Origin of the sequence: Planococcus sp. CPCC 101016, from assembly GCF_007859295.1 — a bacterium.
Taxonomy (GTDB): Bacteria; Bacillota; Bacilli; order Bacillales_A; family Planococcaceae; genus Planococcus.
Window position 1 is genome coordinate 25438 of the sequence record NZ_VOHB01000007.1, and the last position, 17526, is coordinate 42963.

The 17526-nt window shown below is 44.8% G+C and carries 16 protein-coding genes; 14 read left to right on the top strand and 2 right to left on the bottom strand.

The window, feature by feature from the left end; genetic code table 11:
- From gatA to FQV26_RS17595, 4 genes are all read left to right on the top strand, one after another.
- On the top strand, positions 1-1470 hold the full coding sequence (gene gatA / locus FQV26_RS17580; RefSeq protein ID WP_146559267.1) for an Asp-tRNA(Asn)/Glu-tRNA(Gln) amidotransferase subunit GatA: 1470 nt from the start codon (positions 1-3) through the stop codon (positions 1468-1470).
- Entirely contained in the window at positions 1467-2897 is a 1431-nt protein-coding gene (gatB, locus tag FQV26_RS17585; protein WP_146559269.1) for an Asp-tRNA(Asn)/Glu-tRNA(Gln) amidotransferase subunit GatB, read from the top strand. Before gatA ends, gatB begins: the two co-directional genes overlap by 4 nt.
- Positions 2898-3308: 411 nt before the next feature.
- Positions 3309-3869, top strand: a complete 561-nt coding sequence (locus FQV26_RS17590) for a thioredoxin family protein (RefSeq protein WP_146559271.1) — start codon at positions 3309-3311, stop codon at positions 3867-3869.
- Positions 3870-3979: 110 nt separating this feature from the next.
- On the top strand, positions 3980-4894 hold the full coding sequence (locus FQV26_RS17595) for a diacylglycerol kinase (protein WP_146559273.1): 915 nt from the start codon (positions 3980-3982) through the stop codon (positions 4892-4894).
- Between the two features lie 57 nt (positions 4895-4951).
- Here FQV26_RS17595 and FQV26_RS17600 read toward each other — a convergent pair whose 3' ends face one another.
- Positions 4952-5380 (bottom strand): NUDIX hydrolase, encoded by a 429-nt coding sequence (locus FQV26_RS17600; RefSeq protein WP_146559275.1) that lies wholly within the window; start codon positions 5378-5380, stop codon positions 4952-4954.
- Between the two features lie 202 nt (positions 5381-5582).
- Between FQV26_RS17600 and FQV26_RS17605 the strand changes: the two genes are divergently transcribed.
- From FQV26_RS17605 to FQV26_RS17625, 6 genes are all read left to right on the top strand, one after another.
- Positions 5583-6929: a cytochrome ubiquinol oxidase subunit I gene (locus tag FQV26_RS17605; RefSeq protein ID WP_146559277.1), complete on the top strand. Its 1347-nt coding sequence runs from the start codon at positions 5583-5585 to the stop codon at positions 6927-6929.
- On the top strand, positions 6926-7954 hold the full coding sequence (locus tag FQV26_RS17610) for a cytochrome d ubiquinol oxidase subunit II (protein ID WP_146559279.1): 1029 nt from the start codon (positions 6926-6928) through the stop codon (positions 7952-7954). Before FQV26_RS17605 ends, FQV26_RS17610 begins: the two co-directional genes overlap by 4 nt.
- 14 nt (positions 7955-7968) lie before the next feature.
- Positions 7969-8079, top strand: a complete 111-nt coding sequence (cydS, locus tag FQV26_RS19115) for a cytochrome bd oxidase small subunit CydS family protein (RefSeq protein WP_397431613.1) — start codon at positions 7969-7971, stop codon at positions 8077-8079.
- 230 nt (positions 8080-8309) lie between these two features.
- Positions 8310-9674 (top strand): 23S rRNA (uracil(1939)-C(5))-methyltransferase RlmD, encoded by a 1365-nt coding sequence (gene rlmD, locus FQV26_RS17615; RefSeq protein ID WP_146559281.1) that lies wholly within the window; start codon positions 8310-8312, stop codon positions 9672-9674.
- 140 nt (positions 9675-9814) lie between these two features.
- On the top strand, positions 9815-9979 hold the full coding sequence (gene fbpA / locus FQV26_RS17620) for a Fur-regulated basic protein FbpA (RefSeq protein WP_146559283.1): 165 nt from the start codon (positions 9815-9817) through the stop codon (positions 9977-9979).
- Between the two features lie 44 nt (positions 9980-10023).
- Positions 10024-11472 carry an amidase family protein gene (locus tag FQV26_RS17625; protein WP_146559285.1) on the top strand — a complete coding sequence of 483 codons (1449 nt, stop codon included), beginning with the start codon at positions 10024-10026 and terminating at the stop codon, positions 11470-11472.
- A gap of 33 nt (positions 11473-11505) precedes the next feature.
- Here the strand turns inward: FQV26_RS17625 and FQV26_RS17630 are convergent, their stop codons facing one another.
- Complete coding sequence (locus FQV26_RS17630) at positions 11506-12366, bottom strand: TetR/AcrR family transcriptional regulator (RefSeq protein WP_146559287.1); 861 nt, start codon at positions 12364-12366, stop codon at positions 11506-11508.
- Positions 12367-12538: 172 nt separating this feature from the next.
- Here FQV26_RS17630 and FQV26_RS17635 point away from each other — a divergent pair, with 172 nt between their 5' ends.
- The 4 genes from FQV26_RS17635 to FQV26_RS17650 all read left to right on the top strand — a co-directional run bounded on the left by FQV26_RS17635 (position 12539) and on the right by FQV26_RS17650 (position 17426).
- Positions 12539-14008 carry an MDR family MFS transporter gene (locus FQV26_RS17635; RefSeq protein WP_146559289.1) on the top strand — a complete coding sequence of 490 codons (1470 nt, stop codon included), beginning with the start codon at positions 12539-12541 and terminating at the stop codon, positions 14006-14008.
- A 107-nt stretch (positions 14009-14115) separates the two neighbouring features.
- Complete coding sequence (locus FQV26_RS17640; RefSeq protein WP_146559291.1) at positions 14116-15276, top strand: DEAD/DEAH box helicase; 1161 nt, start codon at positions 14116-14118, stop codon at positions 15274-15276.
- Positions 15273-16502 carry an aminopeptidase gene (locus tag FQV26_RS17645; RefSeq protein ID WP_146559292.1) on the top strand — a complete coding sequence of 410 codons (1230 nt, stop codon included), beginning with the start codon at positions 15273-15275 and terminating at the stop codon, positions 16500-16502. Before FQV26_RS17640 ends, FQV26_RS17645 begins: the two co-directional genes overlap by 4 nt.
- A gap of 12 nt (positions 16503-16514) precedes the next feature.
- Entirely contained in the window at positions 16515-17426 is a 912-nt protein-coding gene (locus tag FQV26_RS17650; RefSeq protein WP_146559294.1) for an SGNH/GDSL hydrolase family protein, read from the top strand.
- Positions 17427-17526 lie beyond the last annotated feature (100 nt).

Sequence of the window (17526 nt, forward strand, 5' to 3'; positions counted from 1 at the left end):
ATGTCATTGGTAGAAAAAACAGCTGCACAATTGCAGGAAATGATACATACAAAAGAGATGACGATTGCTGAATTGACTCAAAAAGCGTTTGACCGCATCGAAGCCCTCGAGCCGAAAGTGGATGCATTTCTTGCATTGAACAAAGAACGTGCCACACAGCAAGCCGGAGAAATGGATAAAGTGCCTTTTGCTGACCGCGGACCATTATTTGGTTTGCCGATCGGAGTAAAAGACAATATCGTAACGGAGGGATTGGAAACAACCGCTTCCAGCCGCATCCTTGAAGGCTTTAACCCGATCTACAATGCTACTGTAGTGGAAAAGTTAAAAGAAGCTGGAATGGTGACTGTCGGGAAGTTAAACATGGACGAATTTGCCATGGGTTCTTCCAACGAAAATTCGTACTACAAGAAAACGAAAAACCCGTGGAATCTTGAAACCGTGCCGGGCGGCTCTTCAGGCGGCTCTGCTGCTGCAGTAGCTGCAGGAGAAGTGCCATTTACCTTAGGTTCAGATACAGGCGGATCGATTCGTCAGCCTGCTGCTTTTTGCGGCGTAGTCGGCATGAAGCCGACTTACGGACGGGTTTCCCGTTTTGGCTTGATCGCTTACGCTTCTTCACTGGATCAAATCGGTCCAATCACAAGAACTGTAAAAGATAATGCCTTGCTGCTGAATGCCATTTCAGGGCATGACGACAAAGACTCAACTTCCGCTAATGTTGAAGTTCCGGATTTTACTGCAGCTTTAACAGGTGATATTACCGGTTTGCGCATCGGTGTGCCAAAAGAATATTTTGGTGAAGGTGTCGGCGAAGCGGCAAAACAAGCTGTTCTTGACGCATTGAAAGTATTGGAAGAAAGAGGCGCCATTTGTGAAGAAATTTCACTTCCTCATTCAAAATACGCGTTAGCAACTTATTACTTACTGGCTTCTTCTGAAGCTTCTTCCAACCTTTCACGCTTTGACGGCATTCGCTATGGCTACCGCACCGAGAAAGCTGGAAATCTTCTGGAGTTCTATATGAATACCCGCTCTGAAGGCTTCGGTGATGAAGTCAAGCGTCGCATTATGCTTGGCACATACGCATTGAGCTCTGGGTATTACGACGCTTACTACAAAAAAGCTCAAAAAGTCCGTACCTTGATCAAGAAAGACTTTGACGATGCTTTTGAAAAATACGATGTTATTATCGGTCCAACAACGCCGACACCGGCATTTAAAATTGGTGAAATCATTGACGATCCTTTAACAATGTATGCCAATGATATTTTGACAATTCCAGTAAACTTAGCTGGTGTACCGGCGATTTCCGTTCCTTGCGGATTCGATAACGGCCTGCCACTGGGCTTGCAAATTATCGGCAAATATTTTGATGAAGAAACGGTATACCGTGTTGCGGACGTTTTTGAACAAGCAACCGATTTTCATAAAAAAACTCCTCAAACATGGGAGGGAGCAGCACAATGAATTTTGAAACAATCATCGGACTTGAAGTCCACGTGGAATTAAAAACAGATTCGAAAATGTTTTCTCCAGCGCCTGCTCATTTTGGAGCTGAACCGAACACCAATACAAATGTTATTGACCTTGGCTATCCGGGCGTGTTGCCGGTAGTCAACAAACGTGCAGTGGATTGGGCAATGAAAGCGGCGCTTGCTTTAAACTGCGAGATTACCCGCCACACCAAATTCGACCGCAAAAACTATTTTTATCCGGACAATCCGAAAGCCTATCAGATTTCACAGTTTGATCAGCCGATCGGTGAACATGGCTGGATTGAAATTGAAGTGAAAGGCGAGAAAAAGCGCATCGGTATTACGCGCCTTCATATGGAAGAAGATGCTGGGAAATTGACGCATACCGGCAATGGCCATTCATTGGTCGACTTTAACCGTCAGGGAACACCATTGATCGAAATCGTATCAGAGCCGGATATTCGCACAGCTGATGAAGCTTATGCCTACTTGGAAAAAATCAAAGCGATCATCCAATACACAGGGGTTTCAGATGTGCGTATGGAAGAAGGTTCATTGCGCTGCGACGCAAACATCTCTCTTCGTCCATTCGGACAGGATGAATTTGGTACGAAGACAGAATTGAAGAACTTGAATTCATTCAACTTCGTCCGCAAAGGTATTGAACACGAACAGATTCGCCAGGAGCAGGTTTTGCTTGCAGGTGGGATCATCGAGCAGGAAACACGTCGCTATGATGAATCCACAGGGAAAACCCTGTTGATGCGCGTCAAAGAAGGATCTGACGATTATCGTTACTTCCCGGAACCGGATCTTGTCGATATCATCATTGATGATGCTTGGCTAGAGCGTGTCCGTGCTGAAATTCCGGAATTGCCGGATGCGCGGAAAGCGCGCTACGTTTCAGAGCTTGGCATGTCATCGTATGACGCTATGGTTCTGACACTGGCAAAACCGATTTCTGATTTCTTCGAAGCGACAGTTGCTGCTGGCGCTGACGCCAAACTATCATCCAACTGGCTGATGGGAGAAGTATCTGCTTACTTGAACGCTGAACAAAAAGAACTGAGCGATACTGCTTTGACACCTGAAGGCTTGGCAGGCATGATCAAATTGATTTCGGATGGCACCATTTCATCTAAAATTGCCAAGAAAGTCTTCAAGGAATTGATTGAAAAAGGCGGCGACGCGAACGATATCGTCAAAGCAAAAGGGCTTGTCCAGATCTCGGATGAAAACACATTGCGTGAATTCGTTACAACGGCACTCGACAATAACCCGCAGTCGATTGAAGACTTCAAGAACGGCAAAGACCGCGCAATCGGCTTCCTGGTCGGACAGATCATGAAGCAGACAAAAGGGCAGGCAAATCCGCCATTGCTAAATAAAATCCTTCTTGCAGAAATTGCGAAAAGGTAAGTAATGAGAAAATAGAAAGGATGGTCCGTTATGGGCCATCTTTTTTTGATGAATTGAATAGAGAGAGCTATTGCACATCGTTTAAGCAAAGCTATTGGATGGCTAATTTTTGGAAGCTAAAGAGTGGGGTGGCATATGCTCGAACAAAATCTCGCTTCATCATTCCAATAGCGGGAACTACACAGGATTTCAAGTCGTCTATAAAACGGAATCATTCTTTATATGGAGATAGCCGGCTATAAACAGTGGTTTCTGCATCTCAACCTTGAAGACTTTGCTGGAGAACAGTAAACTGATGATAAAGAGAAAATACAGTCAGTGGGTTTTCTTTATTTACCATTGATAATGCGTCAAACCATTCGGAGTTTTAAGCCGACTGGCCAGTAAAGCAGGATAAGGAGAAGTGATTATATGATGACCGAACAGGAATATTTTGAAAAAGGCATTACACTGGAAAGCTACATGGCTCAAATGGAGTCGAATCAGCAAAAGTCTTACAGTATTTATGAAAAATTTAATTTGCCTGAGGATCCGGAATTCATGGCTTTACTGAAAGACAAGAAGCCCCACATCCTGGTAATTACAGAAGATTGGTGCGGTGACGCCATGATGAATAATGCCATTCTGCGAAAAATTACAGATGCGGCAGATTTAGAAGTTCATTGTGTGTATCGTGACGAGAATCTGGAATTGATGGACCATTACCTGACAAATGGCGGACGTTCAATTCCCAAATACATCATCCTGTCAGAAGAAGGCGATGTACTTGGTGATTGGGGACCGAGAGCACCTAAAGTGCAGGAGTTTGTTGATGAGAAAAAATCGGTTCTTCCTGAGAAAGATGATCCGCAATACGATCTTCATATGAAAACGGTTATTGGTGAAATTTCAGATGGTTTCGTCTACACTGAAGATTTCTGGCAAATTGTCTACGAAGACTTGCACCAGGCATTTGAAAAAGCATTAAAATAAAGTTGATCTTCCATAAGGAAAAGGCGGACATCGTGCTTGGATATTCTTCAATATAATCCGCAGATTGTTTCTGTCTAAGCTTTACAGAAAGTCCAGAAAGGCTGAATCTGATGAAACGTGCACGTATTATATACAATCCAACTTCCGGCCGTGAGCTGTTCCGGAAACATCTGCCTGAAGTTTTGGAGAAAATGGAGAAGGCTGGATACGAAACGTCCTGCCATGCGACAACTTGTGAAGGTGATGCTGTTCAGGCAGCTACTTTTGCAGTAGAGCGAAAGTTTGATTTGGTGATCGCTGTTGGTGGCGATGGTACCTTAAATGAAGTTGTTTCAGGAATCGCTAAATTTGAAGACCGGCCAAAAATCGGTCTCATTCCAATGGGTACGACCAATGATTTTGCACGAGCTGTCCACATTCCACGCGATATTACCAAGGCAGTCGATATCATCCTTAAAGGAGAGTCAATCCCTGTAGATATCGGACTGATGAACGGGGACCGTTATTTCATCAATATTGCAGGAGGCGGAAGATTAACAGAGCTGACCTATGAAGTGCCGAGTAAACTAAAAACGGTACTTGGACAAATGGCTTATTATTTGAAAGGCATTGAGATGCTGCCTTCCATTCGGTCTTCCCGTGTACGCATTGAATACGACGGCGAGATTTTTGATGATAGCGCAATGATGTTTTTAATCGGATTGACCAACTCTGTCGGAGGTTTCGAAAAATTAGCACCGGATGCCAGCATCAATGATGGCAAGTTCACTTTGCTTATTTTAAAAGAATTAAATATAGCAGAGTTTATCCGTGTGGCGTCTTTGGCATTGCGTGGCGAACATTTATCAGACCCACATGTAATCTATGCAAAAGCCAGCAAAATTACCGTGACAACGAATGAGCGGGTGCTGTTGAACTTGGATGGCGAGTATGGCGGCGTGCTGCCGGCAGTATTTGAAAACCTGGCTAACCATATTGAAATATATGTACCTATTGATTCTTTAAATGAAAAAGACCGCAAATAAAAAGCTGGAAAATGGAGATAATCCCATTTTCCAGCTTTTTATATTCCCGTCAGCTTACTACAGCAGTTCGATTGCTTTGTCCTGCTCTGCTGCAAGCTGCGGCAAATCTCTTAATGGTTCCCATCGGAACAACAAAGTCATGCCATTGTCACGGCCATGGCTTTCGATGGTATGTTCAAATCGATCGATTGGTTCTCCCGTGTATTCGAATTGAAAAATATTCCGTTCGTAGGCTTTATCTTGGTGCTCAGGATAATACGTATACTTATGAATCTTTCCGACAAAATCAAGGACTTCACGAGGTAATCCTGTTTCTTCTTGGACTTCTCTGTATAGCGCATCGATTAACAGTTCTCCATCTTCGATGGTACCACCTGGCACTTGCAATCCAACTTCCGGTTCCCCTTTGTACTCAAATACAAGCAATTCACGATTTTCTTCATCACCTCTTGTGATGTAAGCAAATACTTTCCGCTTTGTTCTCATGATGCATCACCCTTTTTATTTGTTCTTTATAGAATACTAAAAATTAAGAAAAATTACAATTCTTTTCCCTTTACGGTTGTCACAGGTTATTCAAAGTTTGGCAGAAAAGCAAGGCTTGGGAGAAGTTTTGAAAAGTCGGTTTGATGTACAATAAGAGTATAGAAACAGTGAAATAACATGTTTGCAGAAGGAGACGAGTAGATTGGAATTTCAAGATCCGGCTTTTCTGAGTCGCATTTTAACACTAATGACTCTATCATTCCATATTCTTTACGCAACAATCGGTGTAGGTGTCCCTCTCATGATTATGATTGCCCAGTGGGTGGGCATTAAGAAAAAAGACGATCATTATATTTTACTGGCTCGCCGTTGGGCCAGAGGTTTTGTAATAACTGTTGCGGTAGGTGTCGTAACTGGTACGGCGATCGGTTTGCAGTTATCGTTATTATGGCCGAATTTCATGCAGTTGGCAGGAAACGTCATTGCTTTGCCTTTGTTTATGGAAGTCTTTGCGTTTTTCTTTGAAGCAATTTTCCTTGGAATTTATCTCTACACATGGGATCGCTTCGAAGATCAGCGAAAACATTTTCTGCTGCTCATTCCGGTGGCGCTCGGTGCTGCCGCGTCATCTGTTTTCATCACCATCGTCAATGCTTTCATGAATCAGCCGCAAGGCTTTGAAATACTGAATGGTGAAATGGTCAATGTAAGCCCGCTTCTGGCTATGTTCAGTCCAGCAGTGCCGACGAAAGTGGCGCATGTCATGGCTACTGCATTCATGACCAGTGCCTTTGTACTGGCTTCCATTGCAGCGTTGCGCATGCTTGGTGGTTCTAACCACATTTATCATAAAAAAGCTTTGTTTTTAACCATGAAGCTGGGTCTGGTATTTGCCATTGCGACAGCTTTAATCGGTGACTTCTCGGGTAAATATTTGGCTGAGTACCAGCCGGAAAAATTGGCGGCTGCAGAATGGCATTTTGAAACTGAAGAAGATGCAGGCTTGGTGATGTTCGGTGTTTTAGATGGTGAAGAAGTGAAGTATGCTATCAGGATTCCTTACGCATTAAGCATTCTGGCGCATAGTGACCCGTTTGCGGAAGTTACTGGGCTAAATGAATTTGCCGAAGATGTAAGACCTCCGCTGTGGATCCATTATCTTTTTGATACGATGGTTACTATCGGCATGTGGCTTGCTTTCTTCTCCTTTGTATATGTGGTGGCGGCTTTCCGCAACTGGTCATTCATCCGAACCCGCTGGTTCCGCTGGCTCACAGTAGCAGGAGGACCACTGGCACTCATTGCCATAGAGGCAGGCTGGTGGTTTACCGAAGTGGGACGCCAGCCTTGGATTCTCAGAAACCATATGAAGGTTGGCGAAGCTGCCACCACTAGTGGACAGGTAGGGTTGATGATCATTTTGTTCGCCGGCTTATTTGTGATCCTGGGTATCGGTACAGTTGTCGTACTGACCAGAATGTACAAACGCAATCCGGTTGAAAAAGAATTAGCATTGCGGGAAAACAGCAAAGGCGGTGAAGAAGAATGACCTTGGAGATTATCGGAATATCCGTTTTATGGCTGTTCTTATTCCTTTATGTCATTGTGGCGTCGATTGATTTCGGCGCTGGCTTCTTTAATGCCTACAGCTCTTTTGTCGGAAAGCAGCATATTTTGACGGGAATTATTCAGCGTTATTTATCACCAGTCTGGGAAGTAACCAATGTGTTCTTTGTGTTCTTCTTTGTTGGAATCATTGGTTTTTTTCCTCAGACTGCCTTTTATTACGGCACCACGCTTTTGGTTCCAGCCAGTCTGGCTTTGATCTTGCTGGCGATTCGCGGCTCCTATTATGCGTTTGCGACTTACGGGGCTAAAATCAACCATAGAGGCTATATCTATATGTATGGCTTGTCCGGGCTATTGCTGCCGGCTTCACTCTCACCGGTACTGGCCATGTCTGAAGGCGGCTTTATTCAAATGGATAATGGCCAGCCCTATTTGGATTATTGGGCGCTGTTCACGAGTCCATTGATGTGGAGTATTGTAGTCTTGAGCTTAACAGCAGTGCTGTATATTTCAGCTGTGTTTTTGACTTGGTATTCCTCCAAAGCTGGAGATATTAAAGCTAATGAATTGATGCGAAAGTATGCATTAATTTGGGCAGGACCAGCCATCGTTACGGCTACCGGTATCATTTATGAGCTCCGTAGCCATAATCCGGAACATTACGCGCGCATTCTTGATATGTGGTGGGTATTCGCTGTTTCGTTCCTGTTGTTTGCAGGAACCGTTTACTTGATCTGGAAAAAACGCCATTACGGCTGGGCTTTCATTTTGTTGATGGGGCAATTTTTCACAGCATTCTTTGCGTACGGCGCATCTCATTACCCATATCTGCTTTATCCGTATTTGACGATCTACGACAGCTTTACAAATGAAGCCATGGCGATTGCATTAATCATCGCGTTTATTGCAGGTCTTTGCCTGTTGCTGCCATCGCTTTACTTATTGTTCCGACTGTTCCTGTTCGACAAAGATTACATTGAAGGCAAATCGGATTACCACGCATAGAGGAGGCATTATCCATGCAGGATTTCATGATATTTTATGCACCATTTCTGGTTTTGTTCGGAGCCATCATTTTCGGATTCTGGTTCTCGCTGAAAGACGGTCCCGTTATGAAAGACCGGGAATAGTAGCGCGTGCAGGCTTTTGCCTGCCGCGTTTTTTCCTGTTTGAAATAAAACTTACAGCTCATCATATATTGTCCAGACTTCAGCGCCCAGATTCTAGGGTCATAAGCCATTTTGACTGTGCGGCTGAAAACATGCCGCTTCGCCAAATTGTCTTATGGCCGTCGAATCTAAAACGGGCGCTTACGCTTTTCTTGTTGTATGATAAGGAGATGTGAAATGGAGTGAAATTTTTGAAACCAGTAAATAAAAACGACCGGATTACGGTCCATGTAGAAGACTTGACACATGACGGTGCAGGCGTAGCAAAAGTGGAAGGATACCCCTTATTCATACCGGGTGCTTTGCCAGGGGAAGATGTACTTGTCCATGTATTAAAAACATTAAAATCTTATGGCTTTGCCAAGCTTATTGAAATACAGCAGGCTTCTCCATTCCGTGTCACGGCGCCTTGTCCGGTTTTTGATACATGCGGAGGCTGTCAGATTCAGCATCTATCGTATGAAGGCCAAATGACCTTCAAACAGAAACTGGTGCGCGATGCCATCACACGGATCGGTAAACTGCCAGACGTCCCGGTGCATCCAGTGAAAGGCATGGAAGAGCCATGGCGCTACCGCAATAAATCCCAGATTCCGTTTGGCGTGCAAAACGGCAAAGTGGTTGCAGGTTTTTATCAGCCGCGTTCGCATGATATTGCGGATACGGATATTTGTCTGATACAGACGCCGGAAGCGGATGCTATTATGGTGTCTTTGAAAAAGAGTCTGGCTGAAATGGGCATCGAGCCTTATGAAGAGGCGACGCATCGCGGCATGCTACGCCATGTAGTGGTTCGTAAAGCTCGTGCTACGGGCGAAATCATGGTAGTTCTAGTCACTAAGAAAAAGAAGTTCCCTCAAGCGGCTCGCGCTATAGAATTAATCCAAGCCACGGTTCCGGAAGTTACGTCGATTGTCCAGAACATCAACAGCGAAAAGACAAATGTTATTTTTGGTGATGAGACTTTGACGCTTTGGGGCGAAGACGTGATAGAAGATCGAATCGGCGATGTCCGTTTTGAGATTTCAGCACGCTCTTTTTATCAGATTAATCCCGAGCAGACTGAGGTTTTATATGGCCAAGCACTTGAATATGCCCAATTGACAGGCAGTGAAACCGTAATCGATGCCTATTGCGGGATCGGAACGATTTCCTTGTTTCTTGCTCAACAGGCCAAATTTGTTATGGGCGTTGAAATTGTACCGCAGGCGATTGAAGATGCAAAGCGCAATGCGGAATTGAACGGTTTATCCAATACATTGTTTGAAGCCGGACCTGCGGAACAGGTGATTCCACGCTGGTACAAAGAAGGCAAAAAGGCAGATGTATTGGTTGTTGACCCACCACGAAAAGGCTGTGATGAGCAGTTGCTTGGAACTATCCTCAAGCAGCGGCCGGCACGTGTAGTCTACGTGTCCTGCAACCCGGCAACATTGGCACGTGATTTGCGTATATTGGAAGATGGGGGCTACCGGACGAAAGAAGTGCAGCCTGTCGACATGTTCCCTCAGTCCACGCATTGTGAAGCAGTGGCCTGGCTGGAATTGGCAGAATGAATAGAGGAACCTGATCAGTAGAAATACTGACCAGGTTCTTTTTTTATTCCATACAATAAGTGACATTTTAATCAGTTACAGGTTTTAAGTGGATGACCAGAAGGGTAAAGACAAGGGAATACTTCATGAGGGAGAGAACGATGAAAATGGAACAGATACCCGAGTCTAAATTCACTGATAAACGTGAAACAATCATTCAGGGTTTGGTGGAACAGAATGTCTTCAAAATCAATGGTCGCCAACTATACGAAACTTCACTTTATGAGTTAATGAAAACCTATACAGAAACTGACCAAGCCGGCTGATTCCGGCTTTTTTCAATGGCATACATCGAATGGGAGGAAAATCCATGCACAATAAAAAGTTGGAAGAGTACCGCCGGGAACGGCTCGATGAAATGACAATTGCTGAAATGCAAGAAGCAATGGAAGCAGGGCAACTGACTTCCGAAGAGCTTGTTTTAATGTATAAAGAAAATATTTCAGTGCGCGACAAAAATACCTGCGCTGTCCTCGAGATGAATCCCGATGCCTTATTGACTGCTCAATCGCTTGATTTTGAACGCCGCCAAAAAGGGCCGCGTTCAGCTCTGCACGGCATCCCCATTCTCATCAAAGATAATATGGATACGGGGGATAAAATGCATACCAGCGCAGGATCTCTAGCAATGAAGGATCATTACGCATTGCAAGATGCCAAAGTGGTGGAAAAACTGCGCCAGGCAGGTGCAGTGATTCTTGGCAAGACGAATATGACAGAATGGGCAAATTTTATGTCGGATAAAATGCCCAATGGCTATAGTTCGAGAGGCGGACAAGTAAAAAATCCGTACGGAAGCTTCGATGTGGGAGGTTCAAGTTCAGGATCGGCTGCAGCTGTCGCCTCCAATCTGGCAGTAGGAGCGATTGGGACAGAGACCTCAGGATCCATCATCAATCCTGCGGCACAAAATAGTTTAGTTGGCATTAAGCCGACTGTTGGATTGACCAGCCGGACGGGCATTATTCCGTTATCGCATACGCAGGATGTCCCCGGTCCTTTAGCACGAACCGTGGCCGATGCCGTAACGCTTTTTAAAGCGATCATTGGCGTAGATCCAGCAGACATCAGTACGGTTTTTGCTGAACAGTTTGAGGATTACGACTGGAACCGTCACTTTAAAGAAGATGGGCTTCAAGGCATAAAACTTGGAGTGGCAAAAAAATTATTCAAGGAAATCAGCGACGATCAGTTAGTCCAATTTGAGAAAGCGCTGGAGGTGCTGCGAAGATGTGGTGCGGAAATTATTGATGAAGTCGATCTAGGCGTTCAACAGGAAGATTTGGGTTTTGCGGTTCTGCTGCATGAGTTTAAGGCGAATCTCAATGCTTACCTGGCGAAGTCAAATCTGGATCATCGCATCCGGTCATTGGATGACATCATTGCTTTTAATAACGAGCATGCAGAGAAAATGCTGAAGTTTGGCCAGAACTTACTGGAACAAGCCAACGGAATGACCGGCATGCTAACGGACCGAGAATACGTGGAAGCGCTGGAGCGCAACCGCTTTTTGGCAGCAGAGCGCGGCATGAAGGAAGTTCTGGACAATGTCGGTGTCGATGCGCTGGTTCTGCCGCAAGATTTCGGCTGCAATATTGGCGCAGCCGCTGGTTTTCCTTCCATCACGGTACCATTTGGCTATAGCAAATCAGGAGAGCCTTTCGGAATCACGTTTGCGGGACAAGCGTTCAGTGAACCAGCTCTAATTGAATATGCCTATGCATTTGAACAAGCTGTCAAAGGACGGCGCAAACCATAAAAAAGAGCGAAGCCTCCTCGGCTTCGCTCTTTTTTATGTGAGGTCTCCTAGATGCTTCCAGACCTGCTCAATCATGATCGAAAGTTCGGATTCAATCTGTTTATCGTTGGCCAAGGTAGTCAGGACACTTTCAACCAACGCTTTTCTTGGAGATTCTTCTGCTAACTCAGCTGAAAGAAAGTGAACCAGCTGCTGTGTATTTTTCTGGTTTTTTAGTTTGGCTGCATACAGTTCCAGCATAGGAGCCAACTCTTCTATGCTGATGCTATCAGCTGAAGTGGTAAGGGGTAATTTCATATTGCCGATAAAGGTATCTTTTGCTGCTATCTGAAGAGCAATGGTCGCCTGCAAGCGACGGATGACGAAAGAAGAAAGCTTAGCTGCTGGAACCTCTTCTGTGGAAAGCAGGCGCCATAGGTGAATCAGCTGCTGAACATAGCCATGGACAAAAGCCGCATTTTCCAGTGCATAAGGAGCAGCTTCCTTACCGAAAACATCTACGATCCGTGATGAAATCCATTCCATTTCCAATGAATATTGCTTAATTGAAAATGATTTTAATTCGGGATCCTGCGAATAGAAAATACTTTCATAAAGTGAAAATAGGTTTTTTTCAAGGTTAAGTTTAATGCGGATATACAATTGTTCTGCCAAAACATCCGGATTGTTAGGCGGCATTCCAACTGCAGCTGCCATTCGTTGCTGCCGGATCTCGCTGCCGATGGATTCCATGATGGCCATGAGGCATTCCGCTTTCGATCCAAAATAATTATAGAAAGTCCCTTTTGATACATTGGCTTCATCTAGAATGTCTTGAATAGAGGAGGAGTTATAACCTTTGTTAATGAAAAGCTCGTAGGCTGCACTTAGAATCTGTTGTTTTTTTGGGTTCATATACCTCACCTTTATACCGTTAGTCTATTAACATAATAACCTGTAAATGCTTTTAAAACAATGTTTTAATTCGATTGATACAAAAACCTTGAAAAAAATATACTATCGGTATAGAATAATGCAATGGAGAAACAAGAAAAAATATAAAGCAGTACTTACGGAGGAAACAAAGATGAAAGAACAGAAAAAAACACCTTATGGCATTATTGCCATTCTCTTTACAGGGGCATTTGTAGCGATCTTTAACCAAACTTTATTGAACATCGCCCTGCCTGAAATCATGCTGGATTTGAATATTGATGCTTCTACAGCGCAATGGCTTGTCACAGGCTATATGCTGGTTAACGGGATTTTGATTCCAGCCAGTGCTTTTTTTATCCAGCGTTATTCGAACCGTTCAATTTTTATCGTGGCTATGTCCTTATTCGCATTAGGAACCCTATTGGCTGCTGTCGCACCAGTGTTCAGCGTGTTGTTGATCGGCAGAATGGTTCAAGCTTCCGGTGCGGCATTGATGATGCCTTTACTAATGAATGTTATGCTTGCCGCTTTTCCGGTTGAAAAACGCGGATCTGCAATGGGCGTTTTCGGACTGGTCATGGTTGTTGCACCTGCAATCGGACCGACGCTGTCAGGATTTATCGTAGAGCATTACTCATGGCGTGTGCTTTTTTGGGTTGTCTTGCCGGTGGCTTTGATTCCACTGGCTTTAGGAATTTTTAAATTAAAGAATCTGACATTCCAGAACAGGGAAATATCGCTTGATAAAGCCTCACTGGCTCTTTCAAGTTTAGGTTTCGGTGGCGTATTATATGGATTCAGTTCTGCTGGTACCTTGGGCTGGTCCGATCCGATTGTTCTGGCTGCGATCGCCGTTGGTGTGGTATCGCTGATCATCTTCGGATTCCGCCAGTTGAAATTGGATGAACCCTTGCTTGAAATCCGAATTTATAAATACCCAATGTTTGCTTTGTCATCAGCTATTTCCATTGCCCTTTCCATGTCAATGTTTTCTGCAATGATCCTGATGCCGATTTACATCCAGACTATCAAGGGCATTTCGCCGATCGAATCCGGTCTGCTGATGCTGCCAGGGGCTTTAGTGATGGGACTCATGTCTCCGATTACTGGCCGGCTTTTCGATCGCTTCGGAGCAAAAGTATTGGCGATTCCCGGTTTGGCGATTGTTGTACTGACAACTTTTATGTTTAGCCAATTGAGTTTGGATTCGAGCTATATTAGCATTATGCTGATGTATACGCTGCGGATGTTCGGCATCTCCATGGTGATGATGCCAGTTATGACAAATGGCTTGAATACGTTGCCGATGAAAGCATACCCGCACGGGACAGCAATTAACAACACATTGCAGCAAGTAGCAGGTGCTGTGGGATCTGCTTTCCTAATTACGATCATGAATACGCGCACTGAGTCGACAGCGAAAGAGCTGGCTGCAGGTGGAACGGCTCCGGAGAGCATCATGAATCTGGCAATGCTCGATGGCATTAATTTCTCGTTTTTCGTTTCCACTTTTATCGCGCTGGTGGCGTTGATACTGGCTTTCTTCATTAAAAAGCCGGTTCGTCCAGTAACGGAAGAGGAAAAAGAAATCGTCTATAGACAACAAGAAGTAACAGAATAAATGACTCAGCCAGTCCGCATTGCCGGGCTGGTTTTTATTGTCTCAGAAAGGCGACAGAACACCAGATATGGTACACTTATAGCATTGAAAAGAAGGTGGAATCGCAAATGACTTTTATAAATGAATTAAGTCCGATATGGCAAGAAAAATGGAAAAAAGCTGGATTTGAAACGGCAATGCCGATCCAGGAACAGATGATTCCGGAAATGTTGGCCGGCAATGACATCGTTGCAGAATCTCCAACAGGTTCCGGTAAGACTTTAGCTTATGTACTTCCGATATTGGAGCGGGTGAATCCGGAAAAGCAGGCAATCCAGGCGATGATCGTAGCTCCTTCACAGGAATTGTCGATGCAAATCGTCAATGTATTGCGCGAATGGACAGAGGGAACTGACGTAACGGTCACTCAATTGATCGGTGGGGCAAATATGCAGCGTCAGTTGGAGAAGTTGAAGAAAAAACCGACCATAGTCGTGGGGACTCCAGGACGATTAAACGAATTGGTAAAAACCAAAAAGCTGAAAATGCATGAAATCCGCATGTTGGTATTGGATGAAGGCGATCAGCTGATGGCGCGTGAGCACCGGGGGATCATGAAGGACCTGATTGAAAAAACCCAGCATGAGCGCCAATTGGTGCTAGTATCAGCAACGATTACCGAAGAAATCGAATTGGTAGCGGAACGTTTGATGCAACATCCGACGCGCTTGCAAGTAACGGCAGAAGATTTGCCGATGTTTGGTAAAGTGACACATTCTTTCATCAAAGTGGATGAGCGGGACAAAACCGAAATGCTCCGCAGCATTTCGCATATTCCTGGTATGAAAGGCTTGGCTTTCGTTAATAATCTGGACCAATTGCTGATGAAGGAAAATAAATTGAAGTTCCGTGACGCGAAAATCGTCACTTTGCATTCCGAAATGAAAAAAGATGAACGCAAAAAAGCGTTGGATGCTTTCCGAAAAGGGGAAGTGGCTGTTCTGATTGCAACCGAAGTAGCGGCTCGTGGGTTAGATATCGATTCAGTGACGCATGTGATCCATGTGGACGTTCCACAAACGGTCGAGCAGTATCTGCATCGCTCAGGAAGAACCGGAAGAGCGGGGGCGGACGGTGAAGTCTTGACTTTATTGGCGTATGCTGACGAGCGCCATTACAAGAAATTCACCAAAGAATTGCCTTCCAAACCTGTGCAAAAAGTGATACACGGTGGAAAGCTTATTGAAGGATCCAGCAAAACCATTGCTGCAAAGGGGAATAAACGATGAATTTTCAAGAAAAGCTTGAACAATATGCTGAATTGACCGTTTATGTTGGGTTGAATGTTCAAAAAGGGCAATTGATCGTCATTAATACTACGACCGATACACTTGAATTTACACGCATTGTTGTTAGAAAAGCATATGAAGCAGGTGCGAAGCGGGTACAGGTCAATTACGAGGATCCAGTGCTGACGCGGACCCATTTCGATTTGGCGCCGGACGAGGCATTTCAGGAATATCCTGAATGGTCAGTCGTTCAGCGCGACGAAGTCATTAATACGGGCGGTTCGTTCCTGTGGATTGATGCGGAAGATCCCGATCTGTTGACTGGAATTCCGGCAAAACGCTTGGCTGATTCGCAAAAGTCTGCAGGAAAAGCACTGGAGCGTTATCGTCAGGCCGTTGGATCAGACAAAGTAGCCTGGTCAATTGTAGCCATTCCTTCACCGAAATGGGCACAGAAAGTCTTTCCGGACCTGCCTGCTGAACAGCAGATGGAGGCATTATGGCAAGCTATTTTCAAAACAGTGCGCATCGGTGAAGGAAACGCAGTAGAATTATGGAAAAACCACATTGCTTTATTGGAGCAGCGAGCTTCTCAATTAAATGAGAAACGATATGTGAAATTGCAGTACAGTGCGCCTGGAACAGAACTGACGATTGAACTTCCTGACAAGCATATTTGGATGTCGGGTGCTTCAAAAACGCCTCAGGGCAATCCTTTCATTGCAAATATGCCGACTGAAGAAGTCTACACGGTGCCGCTAAAGCATGGCGTGGACGGTAAGGTCCGCAACACGAAGCCTCTTGTTTACCAAGGCAATGTCATCGATGGCTTTACCCTAACTTTTGAAAAAGGCAAGATTGTCGATGCCAAAGCAGAGACAGGGCAAGAACTCCTTCATGAAATGATTCATGCGGATGAGGGCGCGGCTTATTTGGGAGAAGTGGCATTGGTGCCGCATCAATCGCCGATTTCCGATTCCAATATTTTGTTCTATAATACGCTGTTTGATGAAAATGCCTCTAATCACTTAGCTATCGGTGATTCTTATCCGACCTGCTACGAAGGTGCGCGTGACCTTGAACGTAATCAATTGGCAGCCATTGGCCTGAATACATCAATTGTCCACGAAGATTTCATGATTGGCAGTAGCAGTATGGATATTGACGGCATTACAGCAGAAGGTTCAAAAGAGCCTATCTTCCGGAATGGAAACTGGGCATTCTAAGAGGTGATTGAAATGAAGAAATATTGGATTGCGGCAATGGCAGGCTTTTTAATTTTCAGCGGGTCGGCTTCGGCAGAAGCGAAGATTGAACTTCCTGTAGCTTACGTGGCGATTGGTGATTCATTGGCAGCAGGCCAGACACCTGAACGCCAAATAGACGCCGGATACACGGATTTGATTGCACAGGAACTGATGCGCAATCAACCTGTTGCGTTCTTTTCGAAAAATCTTGCATTTCCGGGTTTTACTACAGCAGATGTACTGGAAAGTATCCAAACCGATGAAGCAAAAGATGTACTGGCCACAGCTAATCTCATAACTGTATCAGCAGGAGCGAATGATCTGCTGCGGCTTGTTCAGAACGATCCGGTACAGGGATCATTGACTTTCCAGCAGATTCAGGCAGATTTTGCCCTTAATGCGACAAGGAAAAACATGGATTTGATTCTGTCCGAACTTACGGAAACCTCTCCGGATGCCAAGGTCTATGTAATGGGTTATTATTTTGCTTATCCGCATGTCCGTGATAGCCAAAAGAATGGCACGGCCAAACAGCTTGACCGGCTTAATGAAATTCTTCGGCAATCAGCTGAAAAAGCAGGTGCAGTTTTTGTATCAGTAGACCAATCATTTGGTTCAGACGCCATGGATAAGATTCCGAATCCGGGTGATGTCCATCCAAATCAATTGGGCTATCAAGCGATGGCGAATTCTTTCTTCGAAGAATACCAAGATGCATGGAAGGTGGAAGATGTTGAATTGCCACAGCCGAATCCATTATCTTTCGAAGAAATTATGGAAGCTCAGGATGAACAGGACCAACAGGATCAGCCGGACAGCGAAGCCGAAGGAACTGCACAGCACCCTTCAAATCAGAAGAAAACCGGCTATCTGGCAATACGGGAAGCAATGCCTTATATCTAGAAAAGCGCAGACGCCCGTGTAGCTTTGATGGGCATAAGACAGACCGGCGAAGCGGCGCTCTTTGCCGCATAGCCGGATTGGCTTATGACCCGAAAAGCTG